The following is a 17247-nucleotide window of genomic DNA, read 5'->3' as shown; positions in this document are numbered from 1 at the left end:
ACAGGAGGCTGCCATGGAATCTTATCGCACGGAGCTGTTTTTCATCGCCTTGGCCGCGGCTTTGGCGCCTTTGTTGTCTCGTCTGCCGCAGCGGCTACGCATGCCCGTGGTCGTCATGGAAATTCTGTTGGGCATGGCCATAGGCCCGCAAATATTGAATCTGGCATCGGACGCCGGATTAATTTCGATGTTGGGCGAGTTGGGTTTGTGTTTTCTGCTATTCATGGTCGGCATCGAAATCGACCTGGAACAGTTTAGAGGAAAGCTGTTGACGCTGGCGCTGGGCGGTTGGGTATTGTCGTTTGTTATAGCGATGGCCGGCACCTTATTTTTTTATGCCATCGGCCTGATACACGTGCCACCGGTTCTGGCCGCGGTTGCCGTGTCGACTACGGCGCTGGGCATAGTCGCTCCGATTTTACGGGACAGCACCAATATAGATGCGGATTTTGGGGCATTGCTTTTATCGGCGGCGGCCATGGGCGAATTCGGACCTTTGTTGATTATTTCGTTTGCGCTGATTCCGACACATAGCACGGTTTGGCATACCTTGTTTATGCTGGCCTTCGTCGGTATTAGTTTTTTGGTCGTCGATATGGCGATTAGGGTACGTTCCTCACCATGGATGAATTTGATTGCCGAAACCATGCGCTCCAGCGGGCAATTGCCCGCGCGCATTTGTATTGCGGTTCAAGCCTTATTGGTTGCTTTGGCGAGCAAATTCGGCATCAATGTCGTCATTGGCGCGTTCGCCGCCGGTTTGGTGGTTAATCTTTGTACCGAAGGAGAGGCATCCGCCGATTTGAGACATAGCTTAAACGCTATCGGATACGGATTTTTGATCCCGTTTTTCTTTATTTCCGCCGGCATGCGTTTCGATATCGGCGCTTTGTGGTCGACACCGTTGGTGCCGGTACAGATCGTTATTTTACTGCTATTGCTGGTGTTGGTGCGCGGCGCGCCTATCGTGCTTTACGGCAAGTTATTGACAGCCGAGCAGAGATTGCCGTTTGCACTTTATTCCGCAACCGGCCTGCCGTTGATTGTCATCGTTTCGGAAATCGGCGTATCGTCCGGTTTGATGTCACCGGATAAGGGAGCGGTGTTGGTCAGTGCGGGTATGATCTCGGTCGTGTTGTTTCCGGCACTCGCGCAAAAATTCATCGCCGAGGCCAAGGTGGCGGCGAATCAATAAATCCGGTCCCGGTTCGTAGCAGCTTAGCTTTTTAGGAGATTGCATGATGTTGGTATTCGGTCCCGTACCATCGAGACGATTAGGCAATAGCCTCGGCATCAACAATATTCCACCGAAACATTGTTCCTATTCGTGCTTGTATTGCCAAGTCGGGGAGACCACATGCACTGAAATTAAGCTCCACGTTTTTTACAAACCCGAGGCGATTTTCGATGCCGTCGAACGGCATTTGGCAAAGCTGAAGCCGGACAACCCTAAGATCGATTATCTGACCTTCGTGCCGGACGGCGAGCCTACCCTCGATGCCTTCCTCGGCAAAGCCATCGGTTTATTACAGCGCCTGAAAATCAAGATTGCGGTTATTTCCAATGCATCGTTGATTTGGCGGAAACAGGTTCGCGATATGCTCAAGCAGGCCGATTGGGTATCGTTAAAGATGGATAGCGTCGATGAAGCCATTTGGAGGCGTATCAATCGGCCCGATCAGCGCCTGAACCTGGACGATATCCTGTCGGGCATGCTGGATTTTAAACAGGAATTTCAAGGAACCTTGGTCACCGAAACGATGCTGTTACAGGACATCAACACCGGCCCCGCGGCGGTAGAAGGCCTGGGACTTTTTTTTACAAAAATTGGCGCCCGACAAAAGCTATCTAGCCATTCCGACGCGCCCTACCGCCGATAATAGCGCAATAGCGGCGGACGCCGCGACGGTCAACCGGATTTACCAAACTTTGAATCGAAACCTAATAAACATCGAGTTATTGACCGGCTATGAAGGCGACGGCTTTGCGTCGACCGGCAATTTTGCCGAAGACATTTTAGCCATCAGCGCCGTGCATCCACTACGCAAGGATGCGCTATTAAAGCTGATGGCAAAGACCGGTGCGGATTGGAATGCCGTGCAAGTTTTGCTGGATAACGGCATGCTGCGGGAAATCGAATATCAGGGCCACTACTTTTATTTGAGGATGCATTAGCAGCCGAAAAAGCCTACCGGTCCTATCATTTCCTATCCGCCGAAGGCTTGAAAAAACCGGATATATAAGTTAAATCATAATACTATGATCCATGACGGATTAATATGCTGAGAGCGCTCTATGAAGATTTTGCGGCAGTATGGCGCCATGACTATCAAATTGAAAGACATGAAACTCGGCGATTGGGGATGCATCGCCAAATACGATCACAACCTGTTGGCTTACCGGCAAAAACTGCTGGCGATGGGCTTAACGCCCGGCACCGAATTTCAGGTGCTGCGCATCGCCCCATTGGGCGATTCATCGGGAGCATTCGGTACTAAGCGCCGCCGGCCGTGGAGTGACGCCTGCGCCGGCCCCATTGGACATAAGCCAAGACAATTGGCCGGCGACGGTCGCGCTATTCACCGGCGTGTTGCATAAGGTCGTTGTAATCAGCACCTTGAAAACGATTTATGCCGAAACCGATCACGCGGTTGCCGAAAAACCGCGACAAGCTTTTGATTTGGGCGGTGCTGTTAAAAGAGCGTTTATGGCCATTCCGACGGGCTTTAATAAGATGCTCGGTCTCGGCGCCGGCAAGCCTATGGCCGGTCAGGACAGCTTCGTTAATGCGCTACATACACATTTTCACGGTCAAATCGGTGCCTTCGCCTATTTGTTGTTCATTCTGTTGTTTCCATGCATCGCCACCTCGGCCGCCGCGTACCGCGAATCCACGCCGGCCTGGTCGGCCTTCATGATCTTATGGTCCACCGGCTTGGCCCATCTAAGCGCGGTACTGTTTTATCAGCTGGCGACCTTTAGCGAACATCCGGCCTCGTCCACGTTTTGGCTGTTTTCGATGATCGCGATTGCCGTTGCCACAGTGCTTGCGTTTCGCCACCATGACTTTCACAGTAAAGGACAAAACCATGTCTTATAAAGCTTATTTCGACAAATTCGATGCGGAACTATTAAAACTCAGCCCGCACGGCGACATCATGCTATTGCGCGTCATCGCCTCGGTGATTCCGGTGATACTGTTCGGCCTGGATGCGCTGTACGGCCTGCCGGTTTTGTACTGGTTGGGCCTGCCGTTTTATCTTTTCTGTCTGGCGATTTATCTGGAAGCCTTGTTAAAGACCATATTATTCATGCGCAAGGTGTCGGCAGAGCTAATAATAGTCCTGGTCATGACCGTGACGCTGATCGACGGCGCGCCATTGAGCGGAGCGATGGTCGCCTGGTTCATCGGTCTCGGTTTGTATATTTCGTTCACGATCATCCGCAAGAACCGGGAAAAAATTCAAAACCTGATCCAAGAAGGCAAAAAAACCGGGCAAGTGCTGCAAAATGGGAATATCGTCGAGCTGCCGATCAACCAAATCGGCAAAGACGCCGTGGTCTTAATTCCCAAAGGCGCGATGGTGCCGGTAGACGGTGTCATCATCGAGGGCAATTCCAGCATAGACGAGTCCAGCATCACCGGCGAGCCCTTTCCGGTTTACAAGAAAACCGGCGCAAACGTCACCTCAGGCACCTTGAATCTGACCGGGCCGCTACAGGTCAAGGCCGATAAAAACGGCGACGATTCCTTCCTGGCCGTGATTACCCAGCAAATAGAAGCCAGTTTGGAGAATAAGTCCGAATTGCAGCAGCGCGCCGATAGCACCGTGCAGATACTGCTGCTGTCGGTCACGGCCTATGCTTTTTTTCTGTGGTTCATGACCGGCAGCCTGCATGTCATGGCAACCGCGCTGGCGGTGGTTTGTCCTTGCGCCTGGGCGCTGGCGACGCCGACCGCCTTCGCCGCCAATATCGGCCGCCTGGCGCGTTCGAATATCCTGGCGCGCGGCGGCGAACCCTTGGAAAATCTGCAAGACATCAAGACGCTGATTCTGGATAAAACCGGCACGGTGACCATGGCCGAACCCGAGGTCAACCAAGTCATCGAACTCGGCCTACCTCAAGCCGAACTGCTGGCGCTGGCGGCATCGATAGAATCCCGTTTCGACCATCCGATCGCAAGTGCCATCGTTAATTTTGCCAAACAACAAGGCGTAGACGCACTTTTGCCGGTCGAGCAGGCCGAAGACCTGCCGGGGCGCGGCATCAAGGCCAAGATCAAAGGCCGAGACATATTGATGGGCAGTGCCGAAACCCTGAGCCTGCAAGACATAGCACTGCCCGCCATCGAATATACCGGCCGGGCCATCTGGCTGGCGGTCGACCGCCAAGTCAAGGGCGTCATCGTCATTCGCGACATCATGCAGGCGGAGATGAACGGCTTGGCCGACACGATAAGGGCCTGCGGCCTAGCAAGAGTCGTGCTGGCCACGGGAGACAACGAAGAACAGGAGGCCAAACGGGTCGCCGACTATATCCATGCCGACGAATATTATTTTCATTGCACGCCGGAGGACAAGACCGCGCTGGTCAAAAAGTTTCAGGCTGACGGCAAGGTGGCGATGGTCGGTGACGGCGTCAACGATGCGCCGGCGATGGCGGCCGCCAATGTCGGCATCGCCATCGGCGGGCATAAAAACGTCAATCTGGCCATTGTGTCATCGGATATCGTCATCCTCGGCCAGGATGCTCAGGATCTGGTCACTATCTTGCGCCTAGGGCATAAAATGACCGGCATCATTAGGCAGAATTATTTGTGGGCGGTGGGCTTCAACAGTACCGGTTTGGCCTTGGCTAGCTTTGGCTTGCTGAATCCGATTATTGCGGCATTCTTGCATCATTTCAGTTCGGTATTTGTGGTGGTCAATGCCGGACGCTTGTATTTCAGCGGCGTTGAACAATCCGTCATCGGGCCTCTGTTCAAAAAGCTGGATGAGCTGAGCGGTCGCGAACAGTGCTGCGGGTCTGAACCTATCGTAATAGGCGCCGAAACGGTAGCCGAACAAGAAAGTTGATCAGTAATCATGTACAACTGTTTTGAATATATTCATGCCACGTTGGCTATGACATTGATAGTAAGGACACGCTTGAATTTATGATTAGTGATTAAGATTAATAACAACGCTCTTCCCGGACGACACTGGATTTAGATGTGCGAATATATTTTTTTTTATCGGAAATTTTGTTACAGATAGCGGCTAGAATAATCCTATAGAAATCATAAAAAGCTCATCTTATGAATATCACTACTGAAAATAAATTGGCCAAAATCGCGGTACTTCTGCCTTGCTATAACGAAGGGCTCTCCATACGAAAAGTTGTAACCACTTTTCGTTCAATTCTTACAGAAGCCGATATATATGTTTATGACAATCGGTCTACGGATAATACAAAAGAGGAAGCATTTGCCGCAGGCGCCATAGTCCGGTCGGAGCAATGGCCGGGAAAGGGAAATGTAGTACGACGGATGTTTTCTGATATCGACGCGGATATTTATATTATGGCTGATGGAGATGGAACCTATGACGCTCACTCTGCTCCAGCAATGATTCAACGCCTTGTCGATGAGCATCTCGATATGGTTGTCGGCACCCGGCAGGATGTATATCAAAATGCGCATCGCTTGGGACATGGTATTGGTAATCGTATTTTTAATACCATGTATCGAAGTCTGTTTGGCCCTTTATTTACAGATATTTTCTCGGGATATCGCGTATTTTCCGTCCGCTTCGTAAAAAGTTTCCCGGCAATATCAAGTGGATTTGAAATTGAGACCGAAATGTCCGTTCATGCTAGCCAGCTTCGTATGCCGGTCGCTGAAATACCAACTAAATACGGCGTTAGACAGGAAGGCTCAACAAGCAAACTTCGTACCTTTCGCGACGCGTTTAGGATAATGTTTACCTTTTTAATTTTATTTAAAGAAATTCGTCCTGCACGTTTTTTTGGTGTTCTTGCAATTAGCTTGCTGTTATTAGCCATTATTTTGTTTTTTCCTTTGTTGCTGACCTATTTGGAAACTGGGTTAGTCCCCAGATTTCCAACTGCAATTCTAGTTACGGGTCTTGTTTTGATGGCCAGTATATTTACCGTTAGCGGATTGATTTTGGATAGCGTCGCGCGAGGCCGCCTCGAACAAAAACGCATGTGGTATATGAACCAAAGTAAATTGCGAGAATAAAAATAGATGGTTATGTTTGCTAGGTTTCTATTGGTCGGCGGGTTGGGTTTTATTATCGATGCCGGTATTACGCAACTGTTGGTTTACTCGAATATAGCACCTTGGTTAGCGCGATTTCCCGCAATCGGGCTTGCAATGATATTTACTTGGCTTGCCAATCGCTATTTCACTTACAAAGTAGATAAGCCACGCTCCGCGAACGAAGCTATGCGGTATGGCATAGTTGCAACGGCAATGGCCTTGCTTAACTATTTATTTTATCTTTTCTTAGTGCAGAAAGAAGTGGTGCCAATACTTGCAGTAACAATTGCGACCGCATGTCAGACTTCCCTAAGTTATTACGCCTATCAATATTTAGTATTTATGAAACCTTACTCTAATCAAAGTGTAATAATATTAATCATCAACTGGTTCCGTAGCGATATTGTTAATCATTTTTTACTTATAAGCGGAATAGCTGTTGGATGTGTTCTTCTTGTTCGGGGCATTGCAGATCCATGGGTGGGGCTAGGCGATGGTGATGGTGCATTATTTTCAGCAATCGCTCGAAACTATCTTAAGTTTGGAATATTCGAATTAAAATTTGGCCAGCTTATTAATTTTGAAGATATTGAGCCGATGCAAGGAGTATATTATCTTCATCATCCGCCGCTTGTCCCAATACTGACATCGGTTATGTTCTACTTATTTGGTGAAACTGAGGCGATAGCCCGTCTTGTATCCGTATTAGCGACCTTGGCGACCGGTTATATACTGTTTTTTTTAGTCAAAAAAAGTACTAACACCCAACTTGGAATGTTGTCTGTATTTTTTTTTATAACCTATCCGTCGACTATATTTTTTGGACGAAAACCTGGATATGAAGCTGTTACGCTGTTTTTCCTGGTGCTAATAACTTTTATTTATAAAGAATATAAAGATAACAATAAAATGTCCACGCTTATATGCTTGGGTATTTCAATAATATTTGGAACCGCTAGCGATTGGGCCGCTTATTTTTTACCGTGTGCTCTGTTAATCGATCACGTAGTAGCACAAAAACATGACAAAATCGACTGGCAACTGGTTTTCGTTATATTGGTGTCGCCATTAGTTACTTTATTTTCATTTTTATTCAGTATATATCTTGTTGATAAAGAGTCGGTAAATGACCTGCTAAACCAAGGTCTCGCGTACATGGGGGCGTTTACTCATAATGGAGAAATTGCAAAAACGATTAAAGAGGCAAAAGTTAGTTTTTCACTTGTTGAATATTTTTATAGGTTAATTAACAATGTAGATATATGTTTTGGCATTATTTCCATATTGCTTTCCTTGTTGGGGTGGTCATTTCTTAAAAAAGAACAAACTGTCACGGGAACTATATTAATTATATTTTTTTCCGCATTTTGCCCTTTGCTGATATTTTGGCGCAGTCTTTACATGCACATTTGGTGGCTACATTTAGTATCGGTTCCTCTAGCAATTTTCAGCGCTATCGCTATAGATAGTATAATTAAATTGGCAGAGGACAATATTGAATACGATGGGGTAAAAATAAAAAGATCTATAATAATTTCCATATGTTTAGTGGTATCGGTTACGACGATTCATAATTATATTTCGCTTAGTAGGTTGCAAGAGCGTTTGTTACCAGAGGGAAATCATGAGAAGCCATCTTTCATAAAGGAAACAGGGAGTTTTATATACAAAAATACCGTTGTCGGAAGTCAAATACTGACTAACCTTAATCAAAACGATAGACTGCTTCAATATTATTCTAGGCGCAAAATAAATTTCGATATTAAATTCAAAAATGAAATTGAAACATTCGTATCATTGAATAATCAAGAGCTCATTAACAGCATATATTTTATGTTTTACAGCGCGCATAATCAAAGTCCGGACGAAGCGGCATTGAACTATTACCTTGGCAATCATGAGCTGGTAAAATCATTAAGTATAGATAAAAACCTATTTTATTTGTTTAAAATTAGATAATATTTATTTTTAATAAATCGATATTTGTTTGGAAAATATAAAGTAAATGCTAAATCGTCGTCCCCGAAAAAATCGAAAAACAGACGTAACACATTGATTAAAAATAGGTGGTCTACACAAAAGAGGGGTAATAATTGCAAGAAACGGGTAAGATAGTGTTTAATTTCTTGCAATTTTTTATTCAAAATGAAACCAAAATTCCAAGAAACGAGCGGCCAAATCGATTTGTTCAATACGCCGCTGTCCGACCTGTTAAATCCGAAGCACGAACTTTATCAACTGGCCAATCTGATTGACTGGAAGGTACTGGACGACGCCTTCGGTGAGTTTTTTACCGAGAATCAAGGTGCCCCGCCTTGCCGACACGATTGATTGCCGGGTTTCATTACCTCAAACATGCGTTTGCACGTTCCGACGAAGCGGTTGTGGCGCAATGGCTGGAAAATCCCTATTGGCAATATTTTGGGACGAAGAGTGTTTCCAACACCAATGGTTAATGCATTGTCGCCATCTTCGCGGATCTCCGGAATTGCCTTTCTGACAGTTCCCCTTGTTCTTCGGTTATATTAGGTGCTTCCGCAAACCTTCCTGTAAACGCTGGATCTGAACATATGCCTCCTGTTCATGGTATGGCACAGGCTCGAACTTTCCCCAGATCGGTCCGGGCCAGGCCTTGTCGTGTTGATAGCGGGCGACGTGGTGAACATGCAGTTGCGGGACTAGGTTACCGATTGCGGCGATATTGAGTTTATCGGGTCGATATATGTCTGCTAGGCTTTCGGATAGCAGGCAGGATTCGTTCATCAATTGTTGGCGATCGTTTCGATCGAGTTGATAGATTTCGGATAGGTCGGTTCGTTGCGGGACCAGGATAAACCAGGGATATTGACTGTCGTTCATCATCAGCAGTTGCGATAACGGAAACCGTCCGACGTTGAAACAATCCTGTTGCAGGCGTGGGTGTAATTCGAATGTGTTCATGCTGGGAGCGGCGGATTAAATGGCTGAAATTGTACAGAATCTATGGTCTTTACGAATACGTTTCAGCAAGCGCTTGAATCCTAAGGTCAAATGGGCATAATAACGTCCGATAACTATAATTATAAAGGTAGCAATATGTCGGTCCCGGATATTTCTGTGCCGTATCGGGCTAGTCCTCTTAAGCTGTCGGTATCGTTTCGTTTTTTGTTGAGTTTGTACGCCATCGTGCCGTTTTGCGTGTTGATTTCGTGGCTGGACCGGTTCGGTTTCGATCATGCTTTGCGCGATATGTTACCCAGTAGCCCCAGCCATTTTTTGTTGTTCAACATTTTATTCGGTACGCCGCACATCATCGCCAGCAATCTGTTGCTGTTCGGCCATGCCGATTATGTCAGTGCCTTTAGAAATAAGCTGATCGGCATGACGCTGTTCATTATCGTTTTCTTCGGCATCGGCAGCTTGTTCATTCCGTACCGGTTTTTATACGTCATCAGTGCCAGCTGGACGGTTTATCACGTGTTGAAGCAGCAGCACGGCATCGCCAAAGCCGTTTGCCGTTTGCCGGCTTGGGCGTTTTATGCCCAGTTATGGCTCAGCGTCGGTGCCGGCATTTTCATTTACATGGGGATTTTTCTGAAAAACAGCCTGGAACCCGCACAGGCACAGTTTGTATTGCAGATCGCTTCGGTGCTAACCGCGGGACTGGTATTCAGCACGCTGTTTTGTCAAAAATATGTACCCAGCCGTTTCGGCGTGTATTTTTTGTGGGCCAATACATGCTTGGTGCTGGCCAGCTGGTACGTCTATATCGAGCAATACTATTTCCTGGCGATTTTGATGCCGCGTTTGGTACACGACATAACGGCTTATAGTTTCTATATCTGCCACGACGTCAACCGCCACGGTAAGGCGCCCGAAACCGGCTTATTTCGGCTGGCCGGGCGCTGCCATGTGCCGATTGCGGTAGTTCTGCCGCTATTGTCGTTCTTATTGACCTATCTGTTCCAAGTTTACGGCGACGATTTGGTCAATCTAATCCTGCAAACCTTATTTTCGACACAAGTCTATAAGGCCGTAACCCTGGGTTTGATCGGCTATTTGGCCTTGATGCATTACTATACCGAGGCCTTTATCTGGGCGGGAGGTTCGCCGCTGAGGCGTTATATACGCTTCAGCGGGATTTAGCTTTCCGGATCGCGAGTCTATGTAGACTAACTAGGGCAATGATTTGTCGATATCCGGGGCCTTGCTCAAGAATGCCGGATACCGCCATAAATACCAGTTGCTTACATGCAGATAATTCCGGATAGGGGTTTTTATCAACAGCAGCAGCAAGCCGATCGAATACAAGCACCAAACCGCCGCCCATTCGTTCATGTTGTTGGTGGTCATATAAGAAAGCCACGGCCCCGTGATCACATGATAAAGCACCAACTTCCATGAGCCATATAGTAGCGGTAACAAAAATGCGGCATACATATAACTGTTCGCCATTTGCATGCTACCGTTAGCCGGAATGGCCCAAGCGATATGCCATTGGCCTGAAGTCGAGCAAATTTCTTTACCGCAAAACGGCATGCTGAACTTGATGCCGGTACCCGGCAAGAACTGATAATGTTTGTCGAAGCAAAAGCCGCTCCATTGGAAAGGATAGATACGCATCATGAATATCGTGGCGGCGGCGAAGCATAAGCCATAAACGAACGGTGCGATTCGTTTACGCATAGACTGCGGAATGAAATGCATCATCACCGCATTGATGAAAAACGGTTGAAAGGCGATGTGCATATAACCCAGAAAAGTCGCGACCTGGTTTTTGGGATTCAAACACTGATCGATCACGGAATAAGTATAAGCCTGCAATAACTCCATCAAGGAAAAATAGGCCAAGGCGGCGCATAGAACTTTGGACTCGCCGCGATAATAAAAGAAAGCCGTACTAGCAAAGCCGGTTGCGGCAAGGACAGCGGAAGCTTCTCCACTCCAACACATAATCCCTCCTTGGGATCGAAAAAAAGGATAAACGCCGAGCCTTTTGGTTCGGGAATAAGGGGTTTTGCGCACAACACGGCTGAGCGCTAGGTAGCAGTAGGTGTGACGAGGGGCGTCAAACGTAAAGCGGATTTGCCTTGTTAAGACGCCTTAGGAAGATAAGAAAAAGGAATCTACGGACGAAGCCGCCAAAATTACAAAGCAAGATTTTGGCGACAGTATGTTGTTACTGAGACGAGGCGATTAAAGTCTACAAGGTATAACCGATTTTGATCGTGACTTGCCAGTGCGCGACCTTGCCGTTTTCGATGTGACCGCGGGTCTCTATGACTTCAAACCAACGCATGGTTTTAACGGTTTCGCCGGCTTTAGCGACGGCATTTTCGATGGCTTGTTGCAGGCCGTCACATGAGGAACCCGTCAATTCGATTTTTTGATAAACATGGTCTGACATCAGTAATCCAGTTGTTGCTATATAAAAAGGGCTTTATAAGCGGTTGCTGCGGTTTGCGGTTCGTAATCGAATATACCGCCTATTACCGCCAATAAGTCTGCACCGGCTGCGAGCAATTGTCTACCATTATTTGGCAGGATGCCGCCGATCGCCACCACGGGCACGGCGATTCGCCGTTTGGCTTGCGTCAGGATCTCGATATCCGCTGGCGAAGCCAGGGGTTTTGAGCCGGACGGAAAAAAGCGGCCAAAGGCAACGTAATCGGCACCGTGTTGCGCCGCAGATTGAGCTTTGGATAAGTCGTTATAGCAAGAAACGCCTATGATAGCTTCTGGTCCTAGGCGTGTTCTGGCTTCGGCGATATCGCCGTCGTCTTTGCCCAAATGTACGCCATCGGCACCGACTTCGAGCGCGAGCTCGACGCTATCGTTTATTAAAAGTGGGGCCTGATAAACATGGCACAGCGCCAAAAGCCGCCGGGCTAATAAGACGGCATCGATAGGGTTTTTGTCGCGGTATTGGACGACTACGGCGCCGCCTTTCAAAGCCGCTTCGACTTCTTGTGTGACTTGTTCCAGGGATTTGTTTTCGGCTTGAGTGACGGCATAGAGGCCGCGTTTAGGGAATTTCATGCATCCATCCAGAATAAGCGGTTTGGGTTATGCTGGCCATTGCCCGGTTTATAAGCGGCCGCCAGAGATTGCCAAGTAAATTCTTGCGCTTCGTTAACCGCGGTAAACATATCCAAGCCTTGGGCGAGTAGGGCGGCGATCGCGCTGGCTAGCGTGCAGCCCGAGCCATGGTAATGGTGTGGCAGACGCTCCCAGTTGAAGGTTTCGCTCGAGTTGTTCGGCATGAACAAGCGGTTATGAACCTGGTCGGATTGTTCGTGGGTACCGGTGATCAGCACATATTCGGCGCCCTTGTTGCGTAACCAGTCGGCGCAATTGCTTAAATCTTGTTGTTCGCTTAGGCGGCGGGCTTCTTCGCTGTTCGGCGTCAAAATCGTCGTCAGCGGCAGCAAGCGCTCGACCAAAACGTCTATCAGCGTTTGGCCGGCTAATTCGGCGCCGCCGCCGGCGGCTAATATCGGGTCCAACACCACGGGGATATCCGGATACTGCGACAGGATTTGGACGATCGCCCGTGCCACGGCAACGTCGCCGATCAGGCCGATTTTGATTGCGGAGACATTGAAATCGCTGAGTAGGGTTTCGGCTTGGCTGATAATGTTTTCCGGCTGCTGTGGAATCAGTTTTTTGACATTGCAGCTGTCCTGTTCGGTTAAACAGGTAATGACGCTGGCCGGGTGGCAGCAATGACTGAATATGGTTTCGATATCGGCTTGGATACCGGCGCCGCCGCTGGGGTCATGGCCGGAAAAACATAAGACGATGGGATGCTTCGGTTTCATGCGGCATCCCCTTTTAGCAAGTCTAAAAACGCTTGCTCGCTAATGATCTCGACGCCTTTGTCGCGCGCCGCATTGAGTTTGTTGGCGCCGACGTTTTCGCCAGCGACCAAATAATCGGTTTTGGCGGACACCGAGCTACCGACCTTGGCGCCTTTGGCCTTGGCTTGTTTGCTGAGCTCGTCGCGGGTGCCGCTATGCAAGGTGCCGGTGAAGACCAAGGATTTACCGGCCAAGGGGTGGCTAGCGTCGGTCGCTTGCCGCTGAGTGCTTTGAATGTTGAAACCCAGCGCCGTTAATTTATCGAATAGCGGTTTGATATTGGCGAAGCCTTCGGTAATGACGGCAGCCGTTTTCTCGGCAAAGCCTTCGATCGCGATGATATCGGCTTCGGTCAACTTAAAAATGTCAGGTAAGGCATGGTGAGTTAGCAATCTTTCACAGTTCCCAAGGCCCATGCGGAATACGCCGAAGGCCGCCAAGAAACGCCAGTCTTCCACCGCTTCGCTGCGGCTGCGCAGCAATTGGTCGATCAAGTTTTGCGATTGTTTCGGTCCGAAGCCCATACTTTCGAATTGTTCGGCGTTTAAAGCGTAGATTTCGTCCACGTGGCGTATGCCGTATTCGTAGAGCTTTTTGATGGTGGCCGAACCGAAGCCGTCGTTGTTTTTGAGTACTCGGAAGAAATGCTCCATGCTGTTGCTGATTTGCGCCGGGCAATTCAGATTGTTGGGGCAGATCAGATAATCGTTGTCCCAGATCAAGGCGTGATGACAGCTCGGGCAACGGTCCGGCACCAGCGGAGCGGCCGGTTGGATCACGTGCTCGATCTTGGGGATCACTTCGCCGGAGCGGGCCAGTTGGATGATCGCTCCGGGGCCTATGCCTTTTTCGACGACCATTCCGTAATGGTGGGCCGTGGCGCGGGACAGCAGGGCGCCGCTGAGCCGTACCGGCTCGAGTTCGGCGACCGGCGTGATGCGCCCGGAACGCGAGGTCTGCGGTATCACATCCAATATTCTAACTTCGGCGGTTTGCAGGTTTTCCTTGTAAGCCAATTGCCAGCGGTGATGATGGCGGGTAGCGCCTAAGTAGGTTTTTAATTCGTCGTCGCTGATTTCCAATATCACGCCGTCGACGTCGTAATCGACTTTGTGCCAAATCTCTTTGACGATAGGCTCGAAGTCGGCGATCAGCGTCGCCCAAACGCCTTCCCAACACGGCAGCAATGCGAAAGGGTAAAACACCGCCGCTTTGTCTTGGATAGCCTGCTCCGCATGTTCATCCAGTTCTTTTTCTTTGATCACGCTGGCCTGAAAGTTACGGGGGTTGTCGAAAAAATCGGCTAAATTTTCATCGAAATAGCTGCGCGATACGACGATTTCCCCGGCACCCAGTCCTCGCCGCCCCCGGTTTGCAACTTGCAATCCTCGCTCGAATACCCGGGTAATGTCTTGGCCTTTGCGGCCGTCGCCGCGTGTATATAGGTTGATACCGTCGTCGTAGGCCGCGTAGCCATCCAATTTGGGCGTGACTTTAAAGGTCAGCGAGGCGAAGTCTTTACCGACTTCCTGCGCGGCTTTTTCGATGCGGGCGGCCCAGCGTTCGACGTCTTCTAAATTATAGGCTTTATCCGTAGACAACATGATGACCGGGAGGTCTACAGTCTTGCCGGCGAAGCTAGGTTCCGGTTCCACGGCATGTAGCAGCGGATGCTCGGGATTACGGTTTTTTAATTCCGCTAAAAAAACAAAGTCGTAATCGGCATCGCTGATAATCGGTTCCCCGCCGCGATAGAGGGCATTCGCTATTTGCACAAAGGCAATCAGTTCGTCGTCGTTGCACGATTTTACGCGATCCGGATGCCGGCTAAGCAGGTAAAAGCGTTCTTCGCTCAACGTATCGAAATTCAGCTTGGCTTGCGAGATGAGTTTTTTTTGCGTGACGGTCAGCATGACGGGCCTGACAAAATTAAGTAGGTTATGAATTATAAATGAGCGGCGCAAAAAAAGGGCGGGGGAGTAAACTCGCCCGCCCGGAGGGACCTATCTTTCAAGAGGATCATGTCAACGGTAGGAAAGCGTTCGACATGGGCTTATTCTAGGAACTTTACCGCTCTTGATATTGATCTATGTCAATGATTATAAGAATTTCGTTATGGGCTGTTCTGGAGCTGACAGTTTTTACATAAGCCATGTATTTCAATGGTTTTGCGCTGCGGCGTGAAAGTCGCACTTTCGAGTTCGTTGGCTAGGGCGCTGAATACTTCCGGTGCATGGCGTTCTTCGACATTGTGACAGGCGGTGCAAATCAAAAGCAGCTGGTCGTGGCGGATGCCGGAATTACGACAGCCGACAAAAGCATTAAGACTTTCGACTCTATGAATGAAGCCTTGCTCTAGTAAAAAGTCCAAAGCCCGATACACTGTAGAAGGTTTGGCGGCATCGTTGATAGGGCGGATTTGATCGAGCAAGTCATAGGCTTTGATCGCTTTATGGCTATTCCAGATCAGTTCCAGAATTTTGTGGCGGATTGGTGTTAAATGGACGCCGCGTTTGCTGCATATACGCTCGGCAGTAGAGATCGCTTTTTCAACACATAGATTATGGTCGTGTTCATTTGCCGTCGGCGCATGAGGTGAATTGTTATTCATTTTGTCTGAGCGATGAGATTCGTTGATTATCTAAAGATATCGGGTCGTTGCGATTAAAAAAACGATTATGTTGTGCACATCTAATCAGGCGTTAATGAATCTTTGGAGATTATCTCACTAAATTCATTCTAATTATTTGATATTGATTATAATCGAATTAAATGTCACTACTCTTTAATCTGTTGTTGTCGAAGGAGCATTTTAACCATGCCGGTATTAAAACAGGCCGAAGCCAGGCAAGTAGCTCGTTTTGGATTTTAAATCAAATGAAAAGTAAGGGGTTCTTTATTTTTGTAAGCTTGTGGCTTTTGATGATCGCGGTATCGTTTTATCAGCAGGTCGAGGATGATAAGCGGTACGGGTCTAAAATTGCCTACAAACAAGCGGAAATGTTTTTTCAGCACATCGTGTTGATGCGCCAGTGGAATGCTCAGCACGGAGGCGTTTATGTGCCCATTACCGAACAAAATCCGCCTAACCCTTATCTGGAAATACCGGACCGAGATGTTACGACGCTAGACGGTAGGCGGTTAACTTTAGTCAATCCCGCTTATATGACGCGACAACTGGCTGACATGGAGCGTAAAGAAACCGGTATTTTGTATCACATTACCAGCTTGGCTCCAATCCGTCCGGAAAACAAAGCGGATGAATGGGAAGTTCAAGCGCTTACGGCTTTTGAGCAAGGCCGGACATCTTATAGCGAACTAACTGAAATTAACGGTCAGCCGTATTACCGTTATATGGGCCCTTTGAAGCTGGAACCGGAATGCATGAAATGTCATGGTGATTTGGGCAAAAAAGTTGGCGACGTGCGCGGCGGCATCAGCGTCAACATTCCGGCCGCGAGTATCGACGATTTTCTCGCGGAGCGGTTAGAACGTCTGCAGAAGTCGCATATTTTTATTGCGGCCATCGGTGTGATTGCCCTGATGGTTGCCTATTGGGCGCAATCAAAATTAAGCCGGCGCTTGAAAAGAGCGAAAAATCACTTGCAGCTGGCTTATTTGGATTCGTTGACCTTATTGCCCAATCGCCGCTATTACGATGCGTTCTTGCGCAGAGAATGGAAGCGCGCATCGCGACACCACTACCCCTTGTCGATGATTATGATCGATATCGATTATTTCAAGGCTTATAACGATAGCTTGGGGCATATGGAGGGTGACCAGTGTTTAAGGCAGGTTGCGCGTACCTTGCGGCGATATTTTAGGCGTTCGGGTGATCTGATTGCGCGTTACGGCGGTGAAGAGTTTTGTGTGGTTGCGGCTTGTGATTCGGCGCAAATCGTGCAATTGGCCGATATTTTAAGAATGGCTGTGGAAATGATGCACATGCCGCATCCGAATTCTCAAATTTCTAAATACGTGACTGTCAGCATGGGGGTCGCGACCATGATAGCCAGCGAAAAGTCGGAGTGCGGCGAATTATTGCATAGAGCCGACCAAGCACTCTATTCGGCAAAACAAGCCGGCAGAAATCGCGTAATGAAATATCAAGGATAAAGGCAGAAAACCGCCGGCCAGTTGTTT

19 protein-coding genes are annotated in these 17247 nt (G+C 48.5%); 12 read left to right on the top strand and 7 right to left on the bottom strand.

All coding sequences use genetic code 11. The features are described from left to right. Nucleotides 1-13: 13 nt before the first annotated feature. From ACW73I_RS12750 to ACW73I_RS12705, 10 genes are all read left to right on the top strand, one after another. Nucleotides 14-1195, top strand: coding sequence for a cation:proton antiporter (locus ACW73I_RS12750; RefSeq protein WP_458029761.1), 1182 nt, complete (start codon nt 14-16; stop codon nt 1193-1195). Between the two features lie 43 nt (nt 1196-1238). After that, complete coding sequence (locus ACW73I_RS12745) at nt 1239-1880, top strand: radical SAM protein (RefSeq protein WP_458029760.1); 642 nt, start codon at nt 1239-1241, stop codon at nt 1878-1880. A gap of 49 nt (nt 1881-1929) precedes the next feature. Next, a complete protein-coding gene (locus tag ACW73I_RS12740) occupies nt 1930-2175 on the top strand; it encodes a hypothetical protein (RefSeq protein WP_458029759.1) in 246 nt (81 codons plus the stop codon). A gap of 120 nt (nt 2176-2295) precedes the next feature. After that, entirely contained in the window at nt 2296-2598 is a 303-nt protein-coding gene (locus ACW73I_RS12735; protein WP_458029758.1) for a FeoA family protein, read from the top strand. Continuing rightward, nucleotides 2537-3100 carry a hypothetical protein gene (locus ACW73I_RS12730; RefSeq protein WP_458029757.1) on the top strand — a complete coding sequence of 188 codons (564 nt, stop codon included), beginning with the start codon at nt 2537-2539 and terminating at the stop codon, nt 3098-3100. The genes ACW73I_RS12735 and ACW73I_RS12730 overlap by 62 nt, the downstream gene beginning before the upstream one ends. After that, nucleotides 3090-5078, top strand: a complete 1989-nt coding sequence (locus tag ACW73I_RS12725; RefSeq protein ID WP_458029756.1) for a heavy metal translocating P-type ATPase — start codon at nt 3090-3092, stop codon at nt 5076-5078. Before ACW73I_RS12730 ends, ACW73I_RS12725 begins: the two co-directional genes overlap by 11 nt. 221 nt (nt 5079-5299) lie before the next feature. Continuing rightward, entirely contained in the window at nt 5300-6244 is a 945-nt protein-coding gene (locus tag ACW73I_RS12720; protein WP_458029755.1) for a glycosyltransferase, read from the top strand. 6 nt (nt 6245-6250) lie between these two features. Next, nucleotides 6251-8224 carry a GtrA family protein gene (locus ACW73I_RS12715; RefSeq protein WP_458029754.1) on the top strand — a complete coding sequence of 658 codons (1974 nt, stop codon included), beginning with the start codon at nt 6251-6253 and terminating at the stop codon, nt 8222-8224. Nucleotides 8225-8410: 186 nt separating this feature from the next. Next, on the top strand, nt 8411-8596 hold the full coding sequence (locus ACW73I_RS12710) for a hypothetical protein (protein ID WP_458029753.1): 186 nt from the start codon (nt 8411-8413) through the stop codon (nt 8594-8596). After that, nucleotides 8581-8721, top strand: coding sequence for a transposase (locus ACW73I_RS12705; protein ID WP_458029752.1), 141 nt, complete (start codon nt 8581-8583; stop codon nt 8719-8721). Before ACW73I_RS12710 ends, ACW73I_RS12705 begins: the two co-directional genes overlap by 16 nt. A gap of 64 nt (nt 8722-8785) precedes the next feature. Here the strand turns inward: ACW73I_RS12705 and ACW73I_RS12700 are convergent, their stop codons facing one another. Further along, nucleotides 8786-9205 (bottom strand): HIT domain-containing protein, encoded by a 420-nt coding sequence (locus tag ACW73I_RS12700; RefSeq protein WP_458029751.1) that lies wholly within the window; start codon nt 9203-9205, stop codon nt 8786-8788. Between the two features lie 135 nt (nt 9206-9340). On the opposite strand from ACW73I_RS12700, the gene ACW73I_RS12695 reads away from it, so the two are divergent. Beyond that, nucleotides 9341-10390: a hypothetical protein gene (locus tag ACW73I_RS12695; protein ID WP_458029750.1), complete on the top strand. Its 1050-nt coding sequence runs from the start codon at nt 9341-9343 to the stop codon at nt 10388-10390. Between the two features lie 30 nt (nt 10391-10420). Here ACW73I_RS12695 and ACW73I_RS12690 read toward each other — a convergent pair whose 3' ends face one another. From ACW73I_RS12690 to ACW73I_RS12665, 6 genes are all read right to left on the bottom strand, one after another. Next, complete coding sequence (locus tag ACW73I_RS12690) at nt 10421-11197, bottom strand: DUF5765 domain-containing protein (protein WP_458029749.1); 777 nt, start codon at nt 11195-11197, stop codon at nt 10421-10423. Nucleotides 11198-11447: 250 nt separating this feature from the next. After that, the gene (locus tag ACW73I_RS12685) at nt 11448-11651 is read right to left on the bottom strand and encodes a dodecin (protein WP_458029748.1); all 204 of its coding nucleotides are present in this window, start codon (nt 11649-11651) and stop codon (nt 11448-11450) included. A gap of 17 nt (nt 11652-11668) precedes the next feature. After that, a complete protein-coding gene (gene thiE / locus ACW73I_RS12680) occupies nt 11669-12283 on the bottom strand; it encodes a thiamine phosphate synthase (protein WP_458029747.1) in 615 nt (204 codons plus the stop codon). Next, nucleotides 12280-13065, bottom strand: a complete 786-nt coding sequence (gene thiD / locus ACW73I_RS12675; protein WP_458029746.1) for a bifunctional hydroxymethylpyrimidine kinase/phosphomethylpyrimidine kinase — start codon at nt 13063-13065, stop codon at nt 12280-12282. The genes thiE and thiD overlap by 4 nt, the downstream gene beginning before the upstream one ends. Continuing rightward, on the bottom strand, nt 13062-15017 hold the full coding sequence (locus ACW73I_RS12670; RefSeq protein ID WP_458029745.1) for a BRCT domain-containing protein: 1956 nt from the start codon (nt 15015-15017) through the stop codon (nt 13062-13064). Before ACW73I_RS12670 ends, thiD begins: the two co-directional genes overlap by 4 nt. Nucleotides 15018-15217: 200 nt before the next feature. Beyond that, on the bottom strand, nt 15218-15715 hold the full coding sequence (locus ACW73I_RS12665; protein ID WP_458029744.1) for a transcriptional repressor: 498 nt from the start codon (nt 15713-15715) through the stop codon (nt 15218-15220). Nucleotides 15716-15981: 266 nt separating this feature from the next. Between ACW73I_RS12665 and ACW73I_RS12660 the strand changes: the two genes are divergently transcribed. Continuing rightward, entirely contained in the window at nt 15982-17220 is a 1239-nt protein-coding gene (locus ACW73I_RS12660) for a diguanylate cyclase (RefSeq protein WP_458029743.1), read from the top strand. The last annotated feature ends 27 nt before the right edge of the window (nt 17221-17247 follow it).

The organism is Methylomonas sp. MgM2 (assembly GCF_054172045.1).
This window is presented reverse-complemented; position numbering and strand designations above follow the sequence as displayed.